General features: G+C 49.9%; 19 protein-coding genes. 2 read left to right on the top strand and 17 right to left on the bottom strand.

Annotated features, from left to right (window positions below; translation table 11 throughout):
- Positions 1 to 12 precede the first annotated feature (12 nt).
- On the top strand, positions 13 to 366 hold the full coding sequence (locus tag I8U23_RS08280; RefSeq protein WP_037995800.1) for a hypothetical protein: 354 nt from the start codon (positions 13 to 15) through the stop codon (positions 364 to 366).
- Positions 367 to 395: 29 nt separating this feature from the next.
- Here the strand turns inward: I8U23_RS08280 and kamE are convergent, their stop codons facing one another.
- The 12 genes from kamE to speE all read right to left on the bottom strand — a co-directional run bounded on the left by kamE (position 396) and on the right by speE (position 14934).
- Positions 396 to 1154: a lysine 5,6-aminomutase subunit beta gene (gene kamE, locus I8U23_RS08285; protein WP_198050902.1), complete on the bottom strand. Its 759-nt coding sequence runs from the start codon at positions 1152 to 1154 to the stop codon at positions 396 to 398.
- Positions 1151 to 2731 carry a lysine 5,6-aminomutase subunit alpha gene (gene kamD, locus I8U23_RS08290; protein WP_198050903.1) on the bottom strand — a complete coding sequence of 527 codons (1581 nt, stop codon included), beginning with the start codon at positions 2729 to 2731 and terminating at the stop codon, positions 1151 to 1153. The genes kamE and kamD overlap by 4 nt, the downstream gene beginning before the upstream one ends.
- Positions 2728 to 4359 (bottom strand): lysine 5,6-aminomutase reactivase ATPase KamC, encoded by a 1632-nt coding sequence (gene kamC, locus I8U23_RS08295; RefSeq protein ID WP_082240680.1) that lies wholly within the window; start codon positions 4357 to 4359, stop codon positions 2728 to 2730. The genes kamD and kamC overlap by 4 nt, the downstream gene beginning before the upstream one ends.
- Positions 4328 to 5386: a lysine 5,6-aminomutase reactivase subunit KamB gene (gene kamB / locus I8U23_RS08300; RefSeq protein WP_049720727.1), complete on the bottom strand. Its 1059-nt coding sequence runs from the start codon at positions 5384 to 5386 to the stop codon at positions 4328 to 4330. Before kamB ends, kamC begins: the two co-directional genes overlap by 32 nt.
- Positions 5370 to 6626 (bottom strand): lysine 2,3-aminomutase, encoded by a 1257-nt coding sequence (gene kamA / locus I8U23_RS08305; RefSeq protein WP_049720728.1) that lies wholly within the window; start codon positions 6624 to 6626, stop codon positions 5370 to 5372. Before kamA ends, kamB begins: the two co-directional genes overlap by 17 nt.
- A 16-nt stretch (positions 6627 to 6642) precedes the next feature.
- Positions 6643 to 7683 carry an L-erythro-3,5-diaminohexanoate dehydrogenase gene (gene kdd, locus I8U23_RS08310; RefSeq protein ID WP_232335487.1) on the bottom strand — a complete coding sequence of 347 codons (1041 nt, stop codon included), beginning with the start codon at positions 7681 to 7683 and terminating at the stop codon, positions 6643 to 6645.
- A 106-nt stretch (positions 7684 to 7789) separates the two neighbouring features.
- On the bottom strand, positions 7790 to 9169 hold the full coding sequence (locus I8U23_RS08315) for a sigma-54 interaction domain-containing protein (RefSeq protein ID WP_037995820.1): 1380 nt from the start codon (positions 9167 to 9169) through the stop codon (positions 7790 to 7792).
- 144 nt (positions 9170 to 9313) lie between these two features.
- Positions 9314 to 10780 (bottom strand): protein kinase domain-containing protein, encoded by a 1467-nt coding sequence (locus I8U23_RS08320; RefSeq protein ID WP_049720729.1) that lies wholly within the window; start codon positions 10778 to 10780, stop codon positions 9314 to 9316.
- A gap of 214 nt (positions 10781 to 10994) precedes the next feature.
- Positions 10995 to 12665: an arginine--tRNA ligase gene (argS, locus tag I8U23_RS08325; RefSeq protein ID WP_049720730.1), complete on the bottom strand. Its 1671-nt coding sequence runs from the start codon at positions 12663 to 12665 to the stop codon at positions 10995 to 10997.
- Positions 12652 to 13092, bottom strand: coding sequence for a YwiB family protein (locus I8U23_RS08330; RefSeq protein ID WP_037996352.1), 441 nt, complete (start codon positions 13090 to 13092; stop codon positions 12652 to 12654). Before I8U23_RS08330 ends, argS begins: the two co-directional genes overlap by 14 nt.
- Before the next feature lie 125 nt (positions 13093 to 13217).
- Positions 13218 to 14093 carry an agmatinase gene (speB, locus tag I8U23_RS08335; protein ID WP_037996353.1) on the bottom strand — a complete coding sequence of 292 codons (876 nt, stop codon included), beginning with the start codon at positions 14091 to 14093 and terminating at the stop codon, positions 13218 to 13220.
- Entirely contained in the window at positions 14083 to 14934 is an 852-nt protein-coding gene (gene speE / locus I8U23_RS08340; RefSeq protein ID WP_037996355.1) for a polyamine aminopropyltransferase, read from the bottom strand. The genes speB and speE overlap by 11 nt, the downstream gene beginning before the upstream one ends.
- 193 nt (positions 14935 to 15127) lie before the next feature.
- Between speE and I8U23_RS08345 the strand changes: the two genes are divergently transcribed.
- A complete protein-coding gene (locus I8U23_RS08345; RefSeq protein ID WP_049720731.1) occupies positions 15128 to 17173 on the top strand; it encodes a transglycosylase domain-containing protein in 2046 nt (681 codons plus the stop codon).
- A 43-nt stretch (positions 17174 to 17216) separates the two neighbouring features.
- Here the strand turns inward: I8U23_RS08345 and I8U23_RS08350 are convergent, their stop codons facing one another.
- From I8U23_RS08350 to I8U23_RS08370, 5 genes are all read right to left on the bottom strand, one after another.
- The gene (locus tag I8U23_RS08350) at positions 17217 to 17447 is read right to left on the bottom strand and encodes a hypothetical protein (protein WP_049720732.1); all 231 of its coding nucleotides are present in this window, start codon (positions 17445 to 17447) and stop codon (positions 17217 to 17219) included.
- A 190-nt stretch (positions 17448 to 17637) separates the two neighbouring features.
- Positions 17638 to 18138, bottom strand: a complete 501-nt coding sequence (locus tag I8U23_RS08355) for a YwhD family protein (protein ID WP_037998157.1) — start codon at positions 18136 to 18138, stop codon at positions 17638 to 17640.
- Between the two features lie 18 nt (positions 18139 to 18156).
- Positions 18157 to 20211 (bottom strand): sensor histidine kinase, encoded by a 2055-nt coding sequence (locus I8U23_RS08360; protein WP_037998160.1) that lies wholly within the window; start codon positions 20209 to 20211, stop codon positions 18157 to 18159.
- 312 nt (positions 20212 to 20523) lie between these two features.
- The gene (locus tag I8U23_RS08365) at positions 20524 to 21090 is read right to left on the bottom strand and encodes a hypothetical protein (RefSeq protein ID WP_037998162.1); all 567 of its coding nucleotides are present in this window, start codon (positions 21088 to 21090) and stop codon (positions 20524 to 20526) included.
- Between the two features lie 201 nt (positions 21091 to 21291).
- Positions 21292 to 22041, bottom strand: coding sequence for a YheC/YheD family protein (locus I8U23_RS08370; RefSeq protein WP_037998165.1), 750 nt, complete (start codon positions 22039 to 22041; stop codon positions 21292 to 21294).
- Positions 22042 to 22331: the final 290 nt, after the last annotated feature.

The following is a 22331-nucleotide window of genomic DNA, read 5'->3' on the forward strand; positions in this document are numbered from 1 at the left end:
GAGAGAGAGAATATGAAGCCTCATTCTTTTCAAATCCCGTATTCTGTCGTTGACAAACTCCCTCCGATGGAACGATTCGTTTACTACGAACTGAGCCGCTTGGCCTCTCCTGTCGCTAAAAAAGATACCATTTTCAGAGTGAATATTCCGCCACGGGGGCTGATTATCAACCATTTCCGGTTGGCCAAGGAAATGGATTTTCCCTATTCGCGTGTTTCCTTTGCCATGGAACAGTTGGAGAAAAAAGAATTGATTGAAATTCATCCCTTAAACAACAAGGAGTTCCGATCCTACTATCTGGTCTATGTAAGAAAAGTTTACCAGGAAAATGAAATCCCCTTGTCTCCTCCCGAATTTTCGTTTTAAAGAAAAAGGCTGGCGCTGGCGTCAGCCTTTTACAACATCCGGGACCGGTTTTGGCGGCGAACCAGTTCCTGCACAAAGTACGAAGCGACATCCGGGGCCAATGTGCCGGGGCCGAAACCGGCATCAAACCCCAACTCCAAAGCCAGTTCATGATGAATGCGGGGGCCTCCGCATATCAGGATAAACCGGTCCCGCACCCCTTCCGCTTCCATCAATTCCACCAACCCGGTAAGCGTTTGGATGTGGGCCCCTTTTTGGGTCACCACTTGGGAAACCAAAATCACATCGGCCTTTTTCTTTAAAGCTTCTTCCATCAACACTTCGTTTTCAACCTGGCTTCCCAGATTGTAAGCCTCGATTTCCGGATACCGTTCCAGTCCGTATTCCCCGTGATAACCTTTCATATTCATGATCGCGTCAATGCCGACCGTGTGTGCGTCCGTTCCGGTGCACGCCCCGACCACAACCACTTTCCTTCCGATGTTCTCCCGGATATACTGATTGATCTGATCAAAATCCATGCGGACACTGTCCACTTTCGGAACCCGGATGGCCGTGAAATCAACGGCATGGCGGCATTTTCCGTAAACGATGAAGAAAGTGAAGCCTTCCGTCAGGTCTTTCATATGGTACACTTGCGGTTCATCCAGCCCCATTTTCATCGCCAGTTGTCTGGCTGCTTCCCGGGCTTCTTCACCATACGGAACCGGCATGCTGAAACTCAGCTGGACCATGCCGTCACTCAGTATGTCGCCATACGGTTTCACACGGGTCAAATCCGCCTTCAACGTCCAATCCCCTCCCTTGGTTTCAATCCGAGACGCAACCGGAGTTCCGCTTCAATCGGGTTATAATAGTCACGGCTTTTTTTGAGAACCCCTTCCAGCCCCTTTCCTCCGGTCCTTGACCGTTTCACATCGGCAAACATGCCTTTTTCCAAAGCATAAAACAAGCCGGTTTCACGAATTTCTTCCAATAGTTTCATCGCTTCCTCCAAAACATGGCAGGCTCTTTGTTCGATGCGCCCCCCTGGCCGGAAGCAGATTTCTTCTCCCAAATGGCGGGCATTGCGGAAAATGTACCGGGCATTTTCGATGGCCAGTTGCCGGTCATGGATATGTGGTGTATGCATGGCTTCGGTCATCATGCCAAGCAATTGCACCCCTTGGTTCGTCATGATGCCGACCAAATTAAACAGTGCATTTTGGATATGGCCCTTAAAAATATTTCCGGTCATGTGTTTGGTCGGCGGCATATACTTCAAGGGGGCATTGGGAAAGATTTGCCTTGCCATCTGGGCCTGGGCAATTTCCCACAGCAACCCGTCTTCCAAATCCGGATTCATTTCAAACGCATGGCCGAGTCCCATTTGCTCCGGGGGAAGTCCCGACAACAGCGCCAACTGTTCATTGATGAATTGCGACGCCAGCACGGTATGCGCGCTTTTTACGGCATCGGCTGTTGTCAAATAATTGTCTTCCCCGGTATTGATCATGATGCCGGCATAACTGTTGATCATGCGGGAAAACGATTGGTCGATCAGGGTTCGCTGCATGTTGATATCCCTGAACAAAATCCCGTACAGGGCATTATTCAGCATAACATCCAACCGCTCAAACGCTCCCATGGCGGCAATTTCCGGCATGCATAACCCCGAGCAATAATTGCACAGATAAATATACCGCCCCTCTTCCCGGCTGACTTCATCCAGCGCTTTCCGCATGATCCGGAAATTCTCCTGGGTGGCAAACGTCCCCCCGTACCCTTCCCGTGTCGCGCCATAAGGCACATAGTCCAGCAAACTCTGACCCGTGCTGCGGATCACGGCGATAATATCCGCCCCCTGGCGGGCCGCAGACTTGGCCTGCACAACATCTTCGTAGATGTCGCCGGTTGCCACGATCACATACAAATAAGGATTTTTTCTCTCCCCGGTTTTCCCGGTCCACTGCTGTCGCACCATCCGGTTTTTCCAAATCTCATCCAGAGCCAGAGCGGACATTTGCTTTCCTTTTTCCTGAATCTCAGCCAAGGGGGCACGGCGGAGTTGCACCAAATCCCATTTTCCCTCCGCCACTTGTTCCGCGACATACTGCGCCGAACACCCGTTGATCACCATCGCATTTAAAACCCAATAAGCGGCACCCGTTTCCAATTGTCCTCTTTCCAGCAAGTGATCCACAACCACATTGGCCAGCGGCACTCCATCTTCATTCACCCCGTCGATTCCAAAACAACGCAAAACCGTCCGTTCCACCGCAACCGTGGTGTGATCGGAAACCAACCGGTCCACTTGGGTGGCGATCTTTTTGGCCGCTTGACGCGCACGCGCGATTTTCTCAGGATCCAGCCTCAATTTATTCACTGTTCCTCCCCCGCTTTCTCCCCCGCTTGTTGTTTGGCCATCCGGATGATTTCGGGAGGCAGACCAATGGCTTCAGCAATCCGGATGGCTTCATGCGGGATGCTTTTTCGTCCCTCTTTGACCGGGATCAGCCGGTAATCCATCCTTTTTTCAAGAGCATCGGGAAGAAATGCACCGGCTTCGGCCATCCGCCTAGAAATCCCGGCCACTTGGTACAGGCGGATGCCTTTGACTTCCAGCACCTCCTGATAATGCGTCACATGCACGGAATAGTGCCGCTCTTTGGCAAGAAAAGCCGTGACGGCCCGGGCCAATGCCCCTCCTTCCACCGGATTGGTTCCGCTTCCCGTTTCATCCAACAACAACAGTCCCGTTCCCGGAAGCTGTAAAAACTCACGAAACCGGACCATTTCTGCACCAAAACGGCTTAGCCCTTGCCGGATTCCCTGTCCGTCACCGATCAAACCGGCAACCCAGGAAAACAAAGGCATGTCACAGGCGGCAGCCGGGACAAAAAATCCGTATTGCGCCAAGACAGCAATCAACCCGAATGTTTTTAATCCGACCGTTTTCCCCCCCATATTGGGGCCGATGATCACCGTCACCCCGCGCCGGATGGAACAATCCACACGGGTCATGGATTGTCCGCGTTCGTTCAGCTTTTGCTCCAAGGCAGGATGGAAAGCGCCTTTCACCCGGAATTGATTTTTGGACCAGCGCGGGCGGACTCCTTGCCAGTGTTCGGCCGCCCGGATCCGGGCCCATTGCAGATCAAGCCGGGTGATGTGAACCATCCATTCACGGAAATCCGGGACCAACGGGACCAGTTCTTTTACCAACCACCAGTTGATTTCCTGTTCGATCCGGGCGATCTGTTCTTCCCATGCGGCAATTTCACACGACAAGGGATGCTCGTTTTTTAAGCGGTAAACCGATTCATGGGACGTTTGCCGAACCAGCATCAATTCCGCCTCTTCTTTTAACAACCGGTCCCCTTCTGTATCCCGGGGCACCACCCATTCTCCAAACCGGTTGCAAGTTTGCCCGGTTTTTTCCGCAATCCTTACCGCCTTTTGTTCCTGATCCCGTTTGACTTTTGCCTGCAATTTCCTGAGCGTTTTTCTGGCTTCTCTCAAACGGTCATCATAGGCATCATCAAACCAAAAAGAAGATGTGTGCGTTTTGGCGGGATTTAAAAGGAGAAAAGCCTTTTCGCACCGCTTTTCCATCGCTTTGTTTTTGAGAATCATGCGGAAGAGCGTGGTTTGTTTCAACAGCGAATGGAGCTTCTGCGTGCTGTATAAAAAGGTTTTCAGTTGGAACCATTCGGTCAAGTCCAATAACCGGAACTCCTCCAGTTTCCGTAATACAGAGGAAATGTCCGGGATTTCGGTGAGAAGGGCATGAACCGGTTCCCGTATGGAAAAAGCGTCAAATTGCTTTTTGATCTCTGCTTGCTCTTGTAAACATTGCTGCCAGGCTTCTTCCTCTCCCGGCAAAAACGGCCGGCAATCCTTTTGCTCTCTTCCGTAAGGGGTGAGCGGCTGAAACAAGTCCAGGCAAACCGAGAGGCCGATTTCTTTGGCAGTACGCTCATCACAAAACATCACACCACACTCCCTGCTCATGCCGGTCCCTCATCACATCCACCACGGGGACGGGAAAGAAAAGGCGGCCGATTTTTTCTTTCATTTCCCCGGGGGGAAAGGAATATCCGTCCGGCGATTCCGGGTTGACGGCCACCTGAAGGAGACGGATCGGTTTCAGGACGCGAATCTCCCCTCCTTGCTTGTAAAAACGGCGAAGCACCGGCATACTGACAAATAAATGCGTAATGTCCGGAACGATGATGCGGACGGCCCTCCGGGAGCGGAGAAAAGTTTGCAACATCCGATCGGTCAACGCTCCGCTGATCGCCAGTGCCTGCCATTCTTTTTGCAACCATTCTCCGTCCTCCCGGACGGAAAACAAACCGGTGAAAGGAAGCAGTTCGATGCGGTTGCGGAGAACTCCGACCACCCGCTTTTTTTCCAAAGCCAAGGCTCCGGCTTTTTGTTCCGGAAAATGGCTGCATGCCTTCAAGCGCAGCAAGCGGCTCCATTCCCCGGCTTTGCGGAGGACCTCTGCAAAATTTGGATCAAGGGAAGCCCCGATGACGAGAATGGTTGCATCGGTCAGTTGGGGACTGGACGGCGATCTTCGGTCATAAGCCCCGTCCAACAGGATTTTTTGTGCACCGGCCTGCCTCAAAAACTCCATCGCCCGTTCCGCCCCGCTTTTGGAAGGAAGACCTGCCAACAGAACCGGTCCCTCCCGTTTGGCGCGGGCAATGAACACTTCCCCCATCACCGATTGGATTCCGCAGGATTGAATCACTTCCCAGTGCCCCGGTTGACGGTTCAACCAGTGAGCGGAAGTGGCCACCAGCATATTCTCCCTCACCCGGATCAAAGGCTTTTCCCTGCCGCTTATGGCATCATGTTTCTCCCCGTCCACGCCCATGCTTAATATCCCAAGCACACCGGCCTTGGGGGCATCGCGGATCAACGCATTCAACACGGTTGTTTTTCCGGCGTTTTTGGACAGTCCGATGACAGACAAGGAGGAGATATCCATTTTTAAGCCCATGGCCGGTTCCTTAAGACGGATGGACACGCCGGTCTTCCCGTGTCAATTGTTTCGGTTCCAGATTGATCCGTTCATCGTTCATCAAAGCGGCGATTCCCACTTGCTCCCCGGCTGCTCTGCAGTATTCACATTCTTCTTTGTTATGTGGTTGGTAATGGGTCGGCTCGGGATAACTGGTGATCACTCCTTCAAAATTGCGCAAAACGGTTTTTTCGGTGCTTTGCGAGATCAGATAATTCGGGCTGAGCGGAATTTTGCCTCCTCCTCCCGGGGCATCCACCACAAACGTGGGAACGGCATAACCGGAAGTATGCCCCCGCAAATACTCGATGATTTCCAATCCTTTGGAAACAGGAGTTCTGAAGTGCCCGATGCCTTCCGATAAATCGCATTGGTAAATGTAATAAGGCCGGACACGGATTTTCACCAACTCATGCATCAATTTTTTCATGATATGCGGACAGTCATTGACCCCGGCCAGAATCACGGACTGATTCCCCAGCGGCACCCCTGCATCCGCCAACATTTCACAAGCCCGTTTGGCTTCCGGCGTGATTTCCTTCGGATGGTTAAAATGCGTGTTCAGCCATACCGGATGGTATTTCTTTAAGATATTGCACAAATTTTCAGTGATCCGTTGCGGGAAAACAACCGGGGCCCTGGTTCCGATCCGGATGATTTCCACATGGGGAATTTCGCGCAGGTTTTTCAGCAAATACTCCAAAATCCGGTCGTTGACCAATAATCCGTCTCCCCCGGATAACAGCACGTCCCTGACCTCGGGTGTGTTTCGGATGTAGTCGAGGCAGGCATCCATCTGTTTTTTGGGAACGCCCATCCCGATTTGCCCGGAAAAGCGGCGGCGCGTACAATAGCGGCAATACATGGAGCATTGGTTGGTGATCAAAAACAGGACCCGGTCCGGATAACGATGGGTCAATCCGGGGACGGGGGAATCGGTATCTTCCAACAGCGGATCTTCCATGTCGTAAGGAGTGCGGTCCAATTCGGCAGAAACCGGCACCGATTGCATCCGGATGGGATCTTGCGGATCATCGGGATCCATCAACAGTGCATAATACGGCGTGATATTCAGCGGAATGGTCTGTTTGGAGATCTTCACCCCTTCGATCTCTTCCGGCGTCAAACGGATCACCTTGCTTAAGTCTTCAAACGTGCGGATGGTGTGCGTCAGTTGCCACAGCCAGTCATTCCACTGTTCCTCCGTCACATCTTTCCACAGTTCGATCTCACGCCAATCTCTCATCTGTCTCCGACCCCTTTCATTGATAGCGTTTGGCAAAAGCTTGAAACAACCGGTCACATTCCCGAAGAGACTGAAAAGCCAACGTTGCGTGCCCGGGAGCATAGCCGTTTCCAATCATCATTTGCACGTCCTTGCCCATTCCTTCGGCTCCCAAAGCTGCTTTGGTAAACTGTACCGCCATGCTGAAGAAATAAACCAATCCTTGATCCCGGGTGGCCAAAATGGAGGAAAGCTCCGTATCACAAGCGTTGACACAGTTGATGGTCAAATCAGCCAGCTTCCCGAAGGTGGCTTTGTGAACCGCCTCATAAACCGCCATCGGATCCGTGGCATTCAACCGGATCACTTCATGGACCAGCCCAAGGGAACGGATTTCCCGACATGCCTTTTCGCTGGCCTCAATGGCGATCACTTGCCCGGACTTGCCCGCTTTTTTCCATGCCTGATACAAACTGAGCATCCCCGACTTTCCGCCGGCTCCCAGCACCACCACCCGGTCCTGCGGCCGGACCAGACGGGCCGTTTGGGCAGGGGCACCACATACATCCAACACAGCCAGTGCCACTTTTTCCGGGATGTCATCCGGCAAAAGGGCAAATGGTCCGCTTGCAAACAGGACGGCCCGCCCCTTGATTTCGACTTGACCGGTATCCATGTGTATTTTTTTGATTTTTTCGATGTGAAGCGGCGTCAGTGTCAGGGATACCAAGGTGGCAATTTTCATCCCTTTTTTGACGTCACGGGATGGAAAACGGGGGCCGGCCTCTTGCACCGTGCCGATCAACATGCCGCCGGATCCCGTCACCGGATTGTGCATTTTACCGCGTCGGGAAACAATGGACAAAATCTGTTCTTCCACCTTGCCGGCGTCATGGCGTGCTTCTTCTTTCAATTGCTGAAAAGAAGCGGAATCAATGTTTAAGCAATCCACTTCAATCAGCAGTTCATTGTCATAAACCATCGGATCCGCATTCAGCTTCCAAGCCGGTTGCGGCAACGCGCCGGCCGGTTCCATCACACGATGCAAACCATAGGGGTGGCCTTTCGGATAAATCAAGTCGTTCCCTCCTCTCGCCCTTTATTCATGCAAATCCGGTGCCAACCGAAAACACGGGGCATCCCGGGTTTTTTAACATAAAAAAAAGCCCATTTTTGGGCACTTTTTAAACCGAGTTGATTTTCTTCAATTTGTATTGCAGGGTCTGGCGCGGAATCCCCAACCGGCGGGCTGCTTTTAACACATTGCCTCCGGTTTCTTTCATCGCCTGCCGGATCAACCGGGTCTCCACTTCTCTCACCACTTCCCGCAGCGACTTGCTGTTTTCTTTGAATAAAGTTGATAATTGGATCCCGGCATCGGATTTTCTGTTTTTGAAATGGGCGGGCAGATGGTCGACGCTCAGTTTTTTTTCGGTCGCCAACGTCAAAGCCCCTTCAATGGTATGTGCCAACTCCCTGACATTTCCGGGCCAATGGTACTGATGGAACAGCCGGAACACTTCATCGTCGATTTCTCCGGCCGGCGAATCGATTTCGGCCTTTAACTTCCTGAAAAAATAACGGGTCAAACATGGGATGTCGTCTTTTCGCTCCCGCAAAGGAGGAAGATGAATTCCCACCACATGGATGCGGTAGTACAAGTCTTTTCTCAACTTTCCTTTTTGCATGCTGATGAGCAGATCTTCGTTGGTCGCCACAATTATCCGCACATCCACCGAACGGAATCTCGCATCCCCGACGCGCCGGACACCGCCTTCCTCGAGTGCCCGCAATAATTTGGCCTGCAACTCAATCGGCATCGATTGGATTTCATCCAGGAACAACGTTCCTCCATCTGCCAATTCGAATAATCCCGGGCGATCTTCGGAACCTGTAAACGCTCCTTTCACCGTGCCAAATAAGATCCCCTCCAGCAAAGTTGACGGAATCGCCGCGCAATTTTGCACAATGAACGGCCCCTTCACACGACCGGAGGCACTGTGAATCGATTGGACAAACAATTCCTTTCCGGTTCCAGTCTCACCGACCACCAAAACGGGAGATTTGGTTTGCGCAGCCCGCTTGGCTTTCTCGATTTCCTTCAGCATAACCGGGTTTTGCGTCACAATATCGGCAAACTGGTAAAAGGATTGTTTTTTTGAAGTTAAGCGGCGAGGCGTCGGGTTCATTTTTTCTTGCAAGTGAATCACCTGGTCGGACAATTCCTTGACCTGCGTGATGTCGCGCGAAATTTCAGCAGCTCCCACCACTTCCCCACGGACCCGGAGCGGAATGGTGCGGTTGACGGTCAGCACCCTCTGTCCTCTCCGGTTCATAAACGACTGCTGTTTTTCTTCGATGGATTTTCCCGTTTGCAGCACGTTCAAAAGTGTACTCGTTTTCTGTGTCAACGAGGGAAATGCCTCAAGCACATGGACGCCCATGACTTCGTCAATCTCCATCCCGTCCAGCTTGGAAGCCGCTTTGTTGTAAAAGACCGTCATTCCCCGGGCATCCACGATATGCACCCCTTCATTCAAACAATCCAGAAACCGGCAAATCATTTTTTTGGACAAGCGGGTATGAATCAGACCAAATTCCTCCTTCCGCGGTTGGTGCCGAAAAATAATCAGAATTGTGCTTAAAATTCATCACTATCCATTGTACCGCATTATCCGGACAAAAAACAGGAGGGGATTTCCCTCCTGTCAATCGGATTTTTTCTCTCCTTCAGATTCGGGGACCGTTCCCCACATCTGCAATAAATTGTCGATGGTGTATTTTTCTTTCCGGTTCTCTGATTTCTTGTCGAGACTGTATATGGTGATTTTGGCAATTCCCTCACCCGATATGGGCATGATCGCTTCTTTGGGAATGTTGACTTCAAAATCCACCGTTGTAAAATCTTGATCCTTGTCTTTGTGAAAGGTGACCGAACGGCCGTTTAACACCGACCGAGAACTGAATCCATCCACCACATAAATATCATAATAAAAAGTCCGTCCCTTAAGGTCATTGTTGACTTTGAGGGTCACCTCGTACTCGCCGTCGGCTCCCTTCACCTCAAAATCACGAAACATTTTGCTTTCGGTCTTTTCTTCTTTGGGTATTTCCTTCCACCATTTATGGTTCCATTCAGGCCGCGACTCGTTTGCCGGTGTTTGCGAAACCGTCGGGGAGGATGAAGGAGGATCCGGCTTTTTTTCCTGCTTGGTTTCCCCGATCATTTTGATGCCGAATGTCAGCAGGAAAAGTCCGACAACCGCCACACCGGACAAGATCCCGATTTTTTTGGGGCTGAATTTGGTTGATTTTTTCTTCTTCGGCCGGTCCACCGGCAACATATAAGCATCCGGCTTTTCCAGGGCTTGTTGCAAAGCGTGTTTCAATTCCACTGCCGTTTGGTACCGTTTTTCCGGATCCTTTTCCAACGCCCGCATCAGCACTTGCCGCATCGATTCAGAAATATCCGGATTGTAAGTTGTCGGGTCCGGAACCGGATCGTGCAAATGTTTCAAGGCAATGGAGATGGAACTGTCCCCGTTAAAAGGAACTTTTTTGGTCAACATCTCATAAATCACGATTCCCAATGAATATAAATCCGAAGAGTAGTCCACCTTTCTCCCTGAAGCTTGTTCCGGGGAGAAATAATGAACAGATCCCATGACATAACCAGTTTTGGTTTTGACGGTGGCGGCACTGGGCAAATGCGAAATCCCGAAATCGGTCAGCTTGTAACGTTGGTCGGAACCGACCAGAATATTGTGCGGTTTGATGTCACGGTGAATAATCCCGTGACGATGGGCATGAGACAAACCGTCACATATCTGTGAAGCAATTTTCACCGCTTTTTCCGGCGGGAAAGGACCTTCTTTTTTAATGAGGTCAATCAACGACGGACCGTCCACATACTCCATCACCATGTAATAGATGGAACCTTCCCGCCCCACATCATAGACACTGACAATATTGGGATGGGACAAACTGCCGGCCGCTTTCGCCTCCCGGATAAAGCGCCGGACAAAATCCTGGTCATGAATCAGCGAATTGTTCATCACTTTGATCGCAACATACCGGTCAATCACCAGGTCCTTTGCCTTGTATACAACCGCCATGCCGCCCCCGCCCAGAGAGTGAAGGATCTCATATCTCTCCGCCAGCTTCATTCCTTCCATAATCATTCTATCTCCTTAATCGCAGTGTTTATTATCCAAATCATTTCTTTCATTCCCAAGCCACGAAAAAAGGTCTGAGCATCTCTATTAAAACTCGGTTTTCAGCGATAGAATGTTACATTTTTTCAAACATTCATTCAACATGTGAAAAATACCCCTGTGATGATGGCATAAAAAAAGCCAGAAGGGATTTCCCCCTCTAGCTAGTATAACATTACATTTGCTCCGGTGCGTCCACTGCGATCAAATTTAATCCGTTCCGGATCACTTGGGCAATGCCTTGAAGCAAAGCCAGTCTGGCCCGCGACAGGTTGACATCATCGCTGATGACGCGATGGGCGTTGTAATAACGATGGAAGTCGGAAGCCAACTCATACAGATAACGAACCAACTTGTGGGGGGCCAGCTGTGCGGCCGAGGAAGCAATCTCGCCCGGAAAACTTCCCAATTTCTCCAACAAGTCGTATTCCTGTTCCTCCCGGAGCAATTTCAAATCTTCGCGGTCTCTGGAAGGAGTGATGCCTTTTGCCTCCGCCTGGCGAAACACGCTCATCATCCGGGCATGGGCATATTGGACATAGTAAACCGGGTTTTCATTGGACTTGGAAACCGCCAAATCCATGTCAAAATCCAAATGCGTGTCCGGACTTCTCATGACAAAAAAATACCGGGCGGCGTCCGTTCCCACTTCTTCCATCAAATCGACAAGTGTCACGGCTTTGCCGGTCCGTTTGGACATCTTGACCAGTTCACCGTTTTGGAACAATTTCACCATTTGCGTAATCACGATTTCCAATTGATTCGGGTTATAACCCAAGGAAGCCAGCGCTGCTTTCATCCGGGCGATATAGCCATGGTGGTCGGCTCCCCAAACATTGATCAACCGGTCGAATCCCCGGTGGAATTTATTGCGGTGATAAGCGATATCCGGGGTTAAATACGTGTAAGAACCGTCTTTTTTGATCAGGACACGGTCTTTGTCATCCCCAAATTCCGTGGACTTCAGCCACAAAGCCCCGTCCTTTTCATAGGTGTAACCCCGTTCCTTCAACGCCTCCAGGGTTTCTTCCACGGCACCCGATTCATAAAGCGAGGTTTCGCTGAACCAGACGTCAAATTCCACACGGTATTTGGCCAAATCTTCCCGGATTTTGTCAAGCAGGCGCTTTTTCCCGTATTCACGCAATTTTTGAATCCGTTCTTCCCGGTCGATCTTTAACAGGCGGTCGCCTTCTTTCTCCACCAGCTCTTTGGCCAGGTCGACGATATCTTGCCCGCGATAACCGTTTTCCGGGAAGGAAACGGGCTGCCCCAGCTGTTCCAGATAACGGGCTTCCAGCGACAAAGCCAACATTTGGATTTGGTTTCCGGCATCATTGATGTAATATTCACGGGTGACATCATATCCGGCAGCTTCCAACAGATTGCACAAGGCATCGCCCACCGCCGAGCCTCTGGCATGGCCCAAATGAAGGGAACCGGTCGGGTTGGCGGAACAAAACTCGACATTTACTTTTTCGTTCTTCCCGGCCGGGGATTGTCCGTAATTTTCTTTTTGGCGGTCGATCTCATCCAAAACATCGACCAAAAAGCTGCGGTCCAAGAAGAAATTGATGAACCCGGGGCCTGCGATCTCGATTTTTTCAATGTGATTCTTCTCTTTGTCCAAGTGTTCCACAATTTTGGCCGCGATTTCACGCGGATTTCTGCGTGCCACTTTGGTCAGTTGCATGGCAAGGTTGGTGGCCCAATCCCCGTGCTCTTTTTCCCTCGGCACTTCCAGCAAAATCTCCGGAATCTCTTTTTCTTCAGCAAGTCCGGACTGAATCACCGCTTGTTTCAGTTCCTGTTTCAACGTCTCTTTTTTCTGCTCAAGCAGACTCATTCCATGATCCTCCCATCCACCGTAAACTCAACTGGTATTTTCCTAAATTTTGTTGACCCATATGTAATAAAAAGGAAAAATCAATCCATCCTTCCTGCCCTTTAAGTTTCCGCTCATACGCCAACGTGGTGACTTCCATTTCCGTGGTCCCGGCAGGTGTGTGAACCACGCTTCCCAACGTCTTCCCCGGTTCGTAACTTTGCCGGTAGGAAACAGCGCCTTGCCGGATGATCGTGACTCTTTCCGGCATGGACTTGACGGAGGTTTTCACTTCCTCCCGGGTTCCGCTGTTTTCCTCGTATTTCAGGATCCACTCTCCGTTTTCCTTTTCTTGAAAGCGGCCGTTCACTTCTTGTTTGATCACATCCGGTTCCTGGTCCGGTTCCGATTGAATGACCGATTCAATATAGATCTTGACCGGAATCATCATCCTGCCCCTTTCTGTCTAATATTAGTATCTTATCACTGGTTTTTGCCGTTTGCCAATCTTGAAGGCAGCATATGAAAAAACCCCCTTTATAAGGGGGAAACGGCACCGGACGTGACGTTTTTTTACGATTTTACAAAACCGAGCAGCATTTCGCGAACCAGTTTCGCCGCCAAAATGGGGGTTTGCTCACTGTGATCGTAGCAAGGCGCCACTTCGACCAAATCGGCACCGACCACACGCACTTCCGACCGGGCGATCGCATGGATGGCCTGCAACATTTCCCGCGTCGTGATTCCCCCCGGTTCCGGCGTTCCCGTTCCCGGAGCGTGCGCAGGATCCAACGCATCGATATCGATGGTGACATACACCGGACGCCCTTTTAGTTCCGGCAGGCATTGATTCAACGGCTCCACCACATCAAACGGATAAAAATGAATCCCGGCCTCCCCGGTATACATCACTTCTTCTTTGGTCATGGAGCGGATGCCAAACTGATAAAGATTTTCTCCCCCGATCCGCTCGGCGATTTTGCGCAAAGGGGTGGCATGGGAATAAATTTCCCCTTCATAATCGGTACGCAAATCGGCATGGGCATCGATATGGATCACCGCCAGGTCGGGATAAGCCCGATAAACTTCCTCCACCACCGGCCAGGTCACCAAATGTTCCCCTCCGAGCCCCAAGGGGAATTTCCCGGCATCCAGAACTTTTCTCACGAACTGCCTGATACACTGCAAGCTTTTTTCCGCATTCCCGAAAGGAAGGGGAATGTCCCCGGCATCAAAATAAACCACTTCCGACAACTCGCGTTTTAAATAGTGGCTGTATTCCTCATGAACCAGGGAGCTTTCCCGGATCCTCGCCGGGCCAAAGCGGGAACCCGGGCGAAAGCTGACGGTCCAGTCCATCGGCATGCCATAAATCACGGCTTGAGCCCGGTCAAAATCATCGCTTGCTCCGATAAACACGTTTCCGGAATACTTCTCGTCAAAGCGCATCGTTTTCCTCCCCATCCTCTAACAGCTCCTCAACAAACCGGGGCAAATCGAACAAAGCATGATGCATTTTCGGATGATAATAACGGGTGTCCAAATCGCGAATGGACTGTTCATCCACATCGAGCGGATCATATTTTTTGGACCCGATGGTAAAGCTCCACAATCCGCTGGGATAGGTGGGAATGCTGGCCGTATAAAGGCGGGCGATCGGGAACGTTTGGGAAATGTCCCGGAACACCTGGCGGATCAGCGGCCGGTTAAACCACGGGGATTCCGTTTGGGCAACCATGATCCCATCTTCTTTCAAAGCTTCGTAAATCCCTTCATAAAACGGTTTTTGGAACAGTCCCACCGCCGGCCCGACCGGTTCGGTGGAATCCACAATAATCACATCGTATTTTCCTTTATTCTCCTGAATATGGCGCACGCCGTCCGTCACTTGGATGTCCACCCGCTCATCGTTCAACTTGCCGGCAATTTGCGGGAAATATTTTTTGGAGGTTTCAATCACTTTTCCGTCGATCTCAGCCAAAACCACTTTTTCGACGGAAGGATGGCGCAAAACTTCGCGGACGACGCCTCCGTCTCCGCCACCGACAATCAAAACATGTTTCGGCTTTGGATGCGTGTTCATGGCCACATGGCTGATCATTTCATGATAAACAAATTCATCGCGGTCGGTGGTCATCACCATTCCGTCCAAAACCAGCATCTTGCCGAATTCTATGGTATCTATGACATCCAAAGATTGATACTCTGATTTGTCGTGATATAAGGTTTGCTTAATTTTTGTGGTAATTCCGTGGTTTTTGGTTTGTTTTTCCGTATACCACAATTCCATGTCCATCTTCCATCCAATCTCCTTTCATCCTGTCCACACTGACCAGATCCATAACATACTAAGAATAATGCATGTTTTAAGTGGTTACAATCATTTTTCCCGGGAAATACAAACATAATTTTTTCAGGTATATTTTTCCTGATGGCTCCGCATAATACCCTTTGTCAACTTGTTGGAAGGAAGGAGCCTATTTGTGAATAAACAGGATTTCCCAACCGGTGTCCAACCCGGGCATGTCCCCCGCCTTGCGAAAATCATCCTGCGTCTTGCACGCATGATTAAATTGGCATTCATCAGCGTCATCCTTTTTTCCCTTTTCTGCGGGCTTGCCTTACTGTACCTGAAAGGGCGCCCGCTCCCTCCTCCCGATACATACGCCAGTTCCATGATGCTGGATGACCGTGGAAGGGTGATCGGCTCTTTGGATCACGGGGAACCCCGGGACATCATCCGTTTGAATCAACTTCCCAAATCTTTGATCCATGCCACCTTGGCGGCCGAGGATAAAGATTTTTACCGCCATCACGGATTTTCCGTTTCCGGAATCGTGCGGGCCGTTCTCGCCAACTTAAAAGCGGGCGGGGTGGTGCAAGGGGCCAGCACCATCACCCAACAATTGGCCCGAAACCTTTATTTGACGCATGACCGGACCTGGACCCGGAAACTGAAAGAAGCGATCTATACGTTGCAATTGGAGTTGCATTACACAAAAGATGAAATCCTGGAACTGTATTTCAATGAGATCTATTACGGCCACGGGGCTTACGGAATCGGACGGGCCTCCAAAATGTATTTCAACAAAAAGCCGGAAGAATTGAGTTTGGCTGAATCCGCCCTCTTGGCAGGGATTCCCCGCGGGCCTTATTATTATTCCCCTTACCGCCATCTCAACCGGGCTAAAAAGCGGCAACATCACATCCTGGATCTGATGGTGAAAAACCGGTTCATCTCGCCGGAAGAAGCCGAAGCAGCCAAGAACCAGGCCGTCAGCATGCATCCCTTGTCCCGATCCAAGCCGGCCAAAGCCAGTTATTTCCGCGATTACATTATCCAAACCGCGGTCACCCGGTACGGGCTGGACGAATCGCTGGTCAGAAGCGGCGGGCTTAAAATCTACACCACCTTGAATGCAGACATGCAAAAAGCGGCGGAAAAAGCGGTGCAAAACCATACCCAAAATGACAAAGACCTGCAAGGAGCCCTGATCTCCGTGGATCCGGCGACCGGTCACATTAAAGCCATGGTGGGGGGGAAGGATTATCAACAATCTCAATACAACCGGGTTTTTGCCCGGAGACAACCCGGTTCGTCCTTCAAACCCGTCGTCTATTTAAGTGCATTGGAAAACGGTTTTACCCCCCTGTCCAAAATCATGAGCCGTCCCACCATTTTTCAATTCGGCGGGGACACTTACACGCCCCGCAATTTTCATCAGCACTATGCGAACCGGCTGATCACGTTGAGAGAGGCGATTGCCCGTTCGGATAACGTTTATGCCGTTGGAACGCTGGCCAAAATCGGCACCGAACCGGTGATCGAAACCGCCCGCCGGCTCGGGATCAAAAGCCCGATTCAAGCGACCCCTTCGCTGGCCTTGGGAAGCTATCCCGTTTCCCCGTTTGAAATGGCGCAAGCATATGCCACTCTGGCAGCCGGCGGCATCAAAAAACCGCTAATCGGGATTACCAAAATCGTCGATCCGTTTGGACGGGTCCTGGTCGAAGAAAAGACCGCACCCGAGCGGGTGGCTTCTCCGGCACACACCTTTGTGCTGACAAAACTGCTGGAAAATGTGTTGAAACCGGGTGGCACCGGTTACCGGGCAGGACATCTGTTCCATCAGCCCGCGGCAGGAAAAACCGGAACCACCGATTGGGACGGATGGTTGTCCGGATACACACCGAATTTGGTCACAACAGTGTGGGTGGGTTATGACCAAGGGAAAAAGCTTCCTTATCACAAAGCGCGTCTCGCTCAAAACATTTGGGCCGAGTACATGAATAAGGCAACCGGAAAGCAACCGGCCCGTATCTTCGCCATGCCGTCCGGTGTAAAGGCCGTCTATGTGAATCCGGAAGAAGGGAACATCGCCGCCCCCGGGTGCATGGGTAAACAAGCATATTTGGAGTATTTTGTGGCCGGCACCGAACCGGTCGTGTCCTGCACTCCGTCTCATATCCCCCGGAAGAAAAAGCCTTCCATGCTGGAACGTTTCCTCCGCTGGTGGAAACACGGATAAAAAAACACCCCGGCTTTATGGATGCCGGGGTGTTCCCGTATTTTCAACAATCTTGGCTTCCTCCCACTTCTCCCTCTCCATCGGCAAACAAACCGTCATTGTAGATGGTGATCATCCCTGCTGATTCCAATTCTTGCATCACTTGGAACATGCTTTGTCTTTTGTGTTCCGGCAAGGACCGGACATATAAGTTGATTTGTTGCTTGGGGACATTGGCCCGGTAATGGACTCCCCCGTGTTTGGCAAAAAGATCGACCGAATTGAAATCACGCATGAAAAAACGCCTCCTTTGCCATTTATGTTGACTCAAAGGAGACGAAAATATCATCCATTTCCAAATAAAAAACAGCGAGCGGGTATGCTCGCCATTTCCGTGTCCTAGCAAAAGATTCCGAAACCACAAATCAAGTGTACCCCTGCCGGTCAACCCCGGCAAGATATATGTTGATTTGTTCACGAACCGTTCACTTTTTGGACAATTGTTCCTTCAACTCATCCCCACTGTTTTCCCACATTTCCTTATTATGCCGGATCAAAAATTCCTTCAGGGCTTCTCTCTCCCGGCCGCCCAACTCGTTGATTTTGATTTTGCGCTTCAGGGCATCATCCATCCGGTTCACGTGAAAGGCCAGATTTTTCCACCCTTTCCGCTTTTCCCGGTCAATGCGCATCGGACAAGCGGTAACGCCTGCATAGTAAGGCCCTTTTTCGCTCCGGTCGGCGGCCACCCAGATAACCCAATAGTCCTTTCCTTCCGGAACTTCTTCCGGATTGGCCGTAAATTTGATGCCGCGCTCCACCGCACTTTTGGCATGAAGAAGCCCCAAATCGATTTTTACTTCATCCCCGTCAATCAGAAGTGAGGACAAATTGCTGAGATTCAAAGTTCCGGTATAGTAACTGCCGTGGATGCTGTTGGATGTGTTACCGAGAATCTGAAATTGCGTCTTCTTTTTGTCTGCCATTCTTCATCCTCCTTCCTTTTATTTTACAGCACGTTCAGCCCGATGGGCAAAATCGGTTTTCTTTTTTTCGGATAACCCTTTTCGATCCGCCCTGTTTTCTTCTTTCAGGCGCTTATGGCCGGTGATCGGGCTTACCTTTGCTTCCTCCTTCCATTTCAAGGCGATGGTGCGTTCCGCTTTTTGCATCATGGCGGCAATTTTCCGGGACACTTCCGGGCTGATCGAGACTTTTTTTCCGCCGGCTGCCGGCTTCTGTAACACGGCAACTTCCCCCTGTTTTTGCTCCTCTTTCCTCGGTTCCGCCTTTTGAACGGAAACGACGTTTCTTTCCGGTGCCCCCGGATCGGGATCCGCCTCCAGATGGTGGTTTTGGCCTTCATCAACTTCTTGGCACAAGCTTGCTTGTTTAAGTGGCAGATAAATCTGGAAAGTGGTCCCACGGCCCGGACGGCTGTTCACCGTGATTTGCCCGCCATGCTCCGAAATAATGCGCTGACAAATGGAAAGCCCCATGCCGGTTCCATCGCCTTTGGTGGTGAAAAAAGGATCGAAAATCCGGGAGAAATCTTCCGGATTGATTCCGTTTCCATTATCTTTGACAGTGAGCAGGACATACTGGTTTACCCGCTTCCAGCCCACTTCCACCCTTCCTTTTTCGTTCAGGGCTTCCAACCCGTTTTGGATCAGGTTGATCAAAACTTGTTTGATTTGTTCCGGATCCGCCTCGATCTCCATGTCTTCCTCCGGCGGATCTTGTTTCAATTCATGCCCCATCAACAACGATTTGGGTTCCAATAAACTTAACACGTCACTCATCAACTGATTTAAAGAAAAGCGCGTCACTTGTTTCGGCTTGGATTCACTCAGGTTCAAAAACTGTTTCAAAAGATCGTTGATCCGGTCAATCTCCGGCAAAATGATGGACTCCCATTTTTTCACGGCTTCCGATTCCGCCGCCGATATCTGCACAAATCCCCGGATCGACGTCAACGGATTGCGGATTTCATGCGCCAGCCCCGCAGCCAGTTGGCCGACCGCCGACAATTTTTCCATATGCCTTCTTTGCTCCTCCTCTTTGTGGCGAATCCGGTTCTGTTCAATCCGCAACCTTTCCTCAGCCAAGCGGATCAATTCCCCTCCGGTGCTGGCTTCCCGCGGATAACTGGCAAACCCGACGCAATATTGAATGATGCTTTGCTCGGTGCGGATGCCGGCCATGATCGCTTCAATGGTCTCCAAAAGACGACGCAACACCGATTCGTCCCCCATCAATCCGATCGCATACTGATCCCCGTCATAGCGGGCCAGCTTGGCAGAAGGAGGAAGATGTTTTTTCAGTTGACGGGCAATCTGCACAAGAATGCGGTCGCCCGTCTCAATGCCTTCTTCAATGTTGATTTGCCTGAACGAATTCAAATCAATGCAAATCACGTGATAGGCCGTTTCCGGCCAAAACCGCGACAAACTGCGAATCACCTGCTCCTGAAAACCGTGAAAGTTATACAGTCCCGTGAGCGAATCCCGGAGATACGTCTCATCCAGTTCCCGCTGGAAATCCCGGAGACGCTGATTTGCCTCATTCTTTTGATCAACGAGGAAACGGATTTTTTCCCTTTGTTTTTGCAATTCAAAAAATATATCCCGCACATGATTTGCCATCCAGGTGACCCATATAAATAAAAGCCCGTGGCTGATCAGCTCAATGATCATCAACCGGTTCCAAACCGTCAACGCCGAGATGACCAAATACACAGACAAAAAGGCAACCGCCACTTTATAGCTTTTTTCCTCATTGGACCGAAACAGGACATATCCCAATACAATCAGGTAAACAGTTAAAATCGGGATGGATAAAGTAAATAAATCCAATAATGCAATGGTCAACAAAACGGAAGCCATATATCCGTAGCGCGGAAACCGTTCCATCGTTTTTTTCGGAATCAATAACAAAAAGATCAACAATCCCGTGACCAATCCGACACTCATCCAATGCAAAAAGGGGTAGGCCGAAAATAATTTTTGGATTTCATAATAGAAAAAACCCTTTTCTGCCAGTGCATAATAATCCAACACGATGATCCGCACTCCCTTAGTTGCTATATTTTGTCAAAATTCATTCTTTATCTACATCCAGTGCAATTATTCTTCGTTGATTTCTTCCACTTGCAAATAAAATAATCCTTCAAACCTTGTTTTATTCGACAAAAATTGTCAAACTTCGATCCTCTGTCTGAAATCAAGCCAAATAAAATAGAGCCCGCACTCAACAGTAAACGGACTCTTTCATTCCTTCTGCCTGATTTTCCTCCACACTGTCATTCCTCTTTTTCCCATGATGTCGTTCATCTTTGTGTGCATTTATCTTTCCGTCATCAAACCCGCTTGTCATCCCAGATAGTTGACCAAATGGCTGAATCCTTTGGTGGCTTTATCCTTCCCCTCTGCATCCCCTTCGGTCGGGTACGGTTCTTCCATCGCGATCTGTTCCCGTTTGAGCAGGGTCAATTTTTGCGTGTCGTCCGGATAAGGGCGGTACATGCCTTGGGCTTCATGGGCCTCCATGCCGCCGTAAGGGACTTGTCCCATCATACGTTGCGGATATTGCGGTTGTTCATTCAGCAATGTGTGAACCACCGTTTCCTTCAAAATGTTTTTGATTTCCTCACTGCGGTAACCGCTTTCCAGCCCTTTGATCCATTGATAAACCGGACCGTCTTCCGGGGTGAACGTGACATTCCGCTGGGTGGGAACATACTCGCTTCTTTTTTGGATTTGCTCTTTCAACTGTCTTGCATCACAAATGGATTGCAACGGGAAATAGTTGTTTCTCAGATAAGACTGGATGCAGTATTTGACCAACATCGGGAATTGGCCTTTTGGCAAAATTTCGTACCAATAACGAACCAACCGGTCCTTTTTCCCCAGATATACGCCAACCGTAATGGAAGACATAAATACACCTCCAAAAAATCGTTAAAAAATTTTAAATACCTAGAATTAATATTAATGGTAACAGGTGTTATACAAGAACGTCAACGGGAAGACTTTGTCGAAACATGTTATATATTTTCGAAAACGAAAAAAACATGCTTTGCGCATGTACAAATCATTTAACCCGCAATGGTTTGCGTGATAATTTTTCTTCTTAAATTTTTAAACGATCATGGCATGGTTTTTCAAAATTCGACGGTACATCCGGGGATTATTCAAAGATCGGAACATTTTAAAGTCCGGACGGGTGTTGACTTCAAAAATCCAGATCCGCAAATCTTTATCCACCCCCAGATCAATGCCCAACTCTTTTAAACCGGGGAAAGCCGCATTTAATGTGCGGGCCGTCTCTTTGGAAAGCGCCTGGATCTCATTCATTAAATGAATCGTCCGGCTTGGATGCCCCGCCACCTGACACAACGCATGTTTTGCTTCCACCGGCAATCCTCCCTTGCAATGGTTGGTGACAATCTTGCCGGGAGCGGCCACCTTGGCGCAAACTCCGGTGATGTGCCAACGATGAAAAGGCTTTTGCAGATGAACCCGCAAATCAAACGGGCGTCCGCCGATTTCCCCCAGATCGATTCCCTGTTGGATGATATAGTTTTTCCCGGGGTGCATGCATTGGTTTAAATAATGGAAAAGCTTCCGGATCTCAATCACTTTTTTGCGGTTCAAAGTGCGGATCTCAATTTGCCCCCAACCTCTTTGTAACAACCGGACCGCCCCTGCACCGCCTCCTCCTTTATCCGGTTTGAGAAACAAAGAAGTGTGGCGGCCGAGCATCCGGATCAGGTTCCGGGGACTGAAAAGTCTTGTTTCCGGAATGTAGGGCCGGATCCGTTGGTTTTTCATCAGGACCATGGTCTTCAATCTTTTGCTGGCAACTTGCTGATACGGCAATGGTTTCAATGGCGCTCCCCCCCTTTTTTTTGTATCCTATTCCAAAGAAAGTCGCATGGATCAGGAATAAAAAGCCCAATTTTCGTAAAACCGGTCTCCGGGAGATTTTTTAAGGTTCCGTGGATTTCCATCTTTTCGTCTGTTTTCTCTGAATTCCGATGTTAAAATAAGACATAAAAACAAATTGTACACATGAAGGCAATTGTGGGAAAATGGTTTTAACTTTTTTCTTTTTTGTTTTTGAAACCAGTGGATGACCATAAATTCTCCGATTCCTGAAAACCTTGGGAGGGATGGGC

Source organism: Thermoactinomyces sp. CICC 10735, from assembly GCF_016055175.1.
GTDB classification, from domain to species: Bacteria; Bacillota; Bacilli; order Thermoactinomycetales; family Thermoactinomycetaceae; genus Thermoactinomyces; species Thermoactinomyces vulgaris.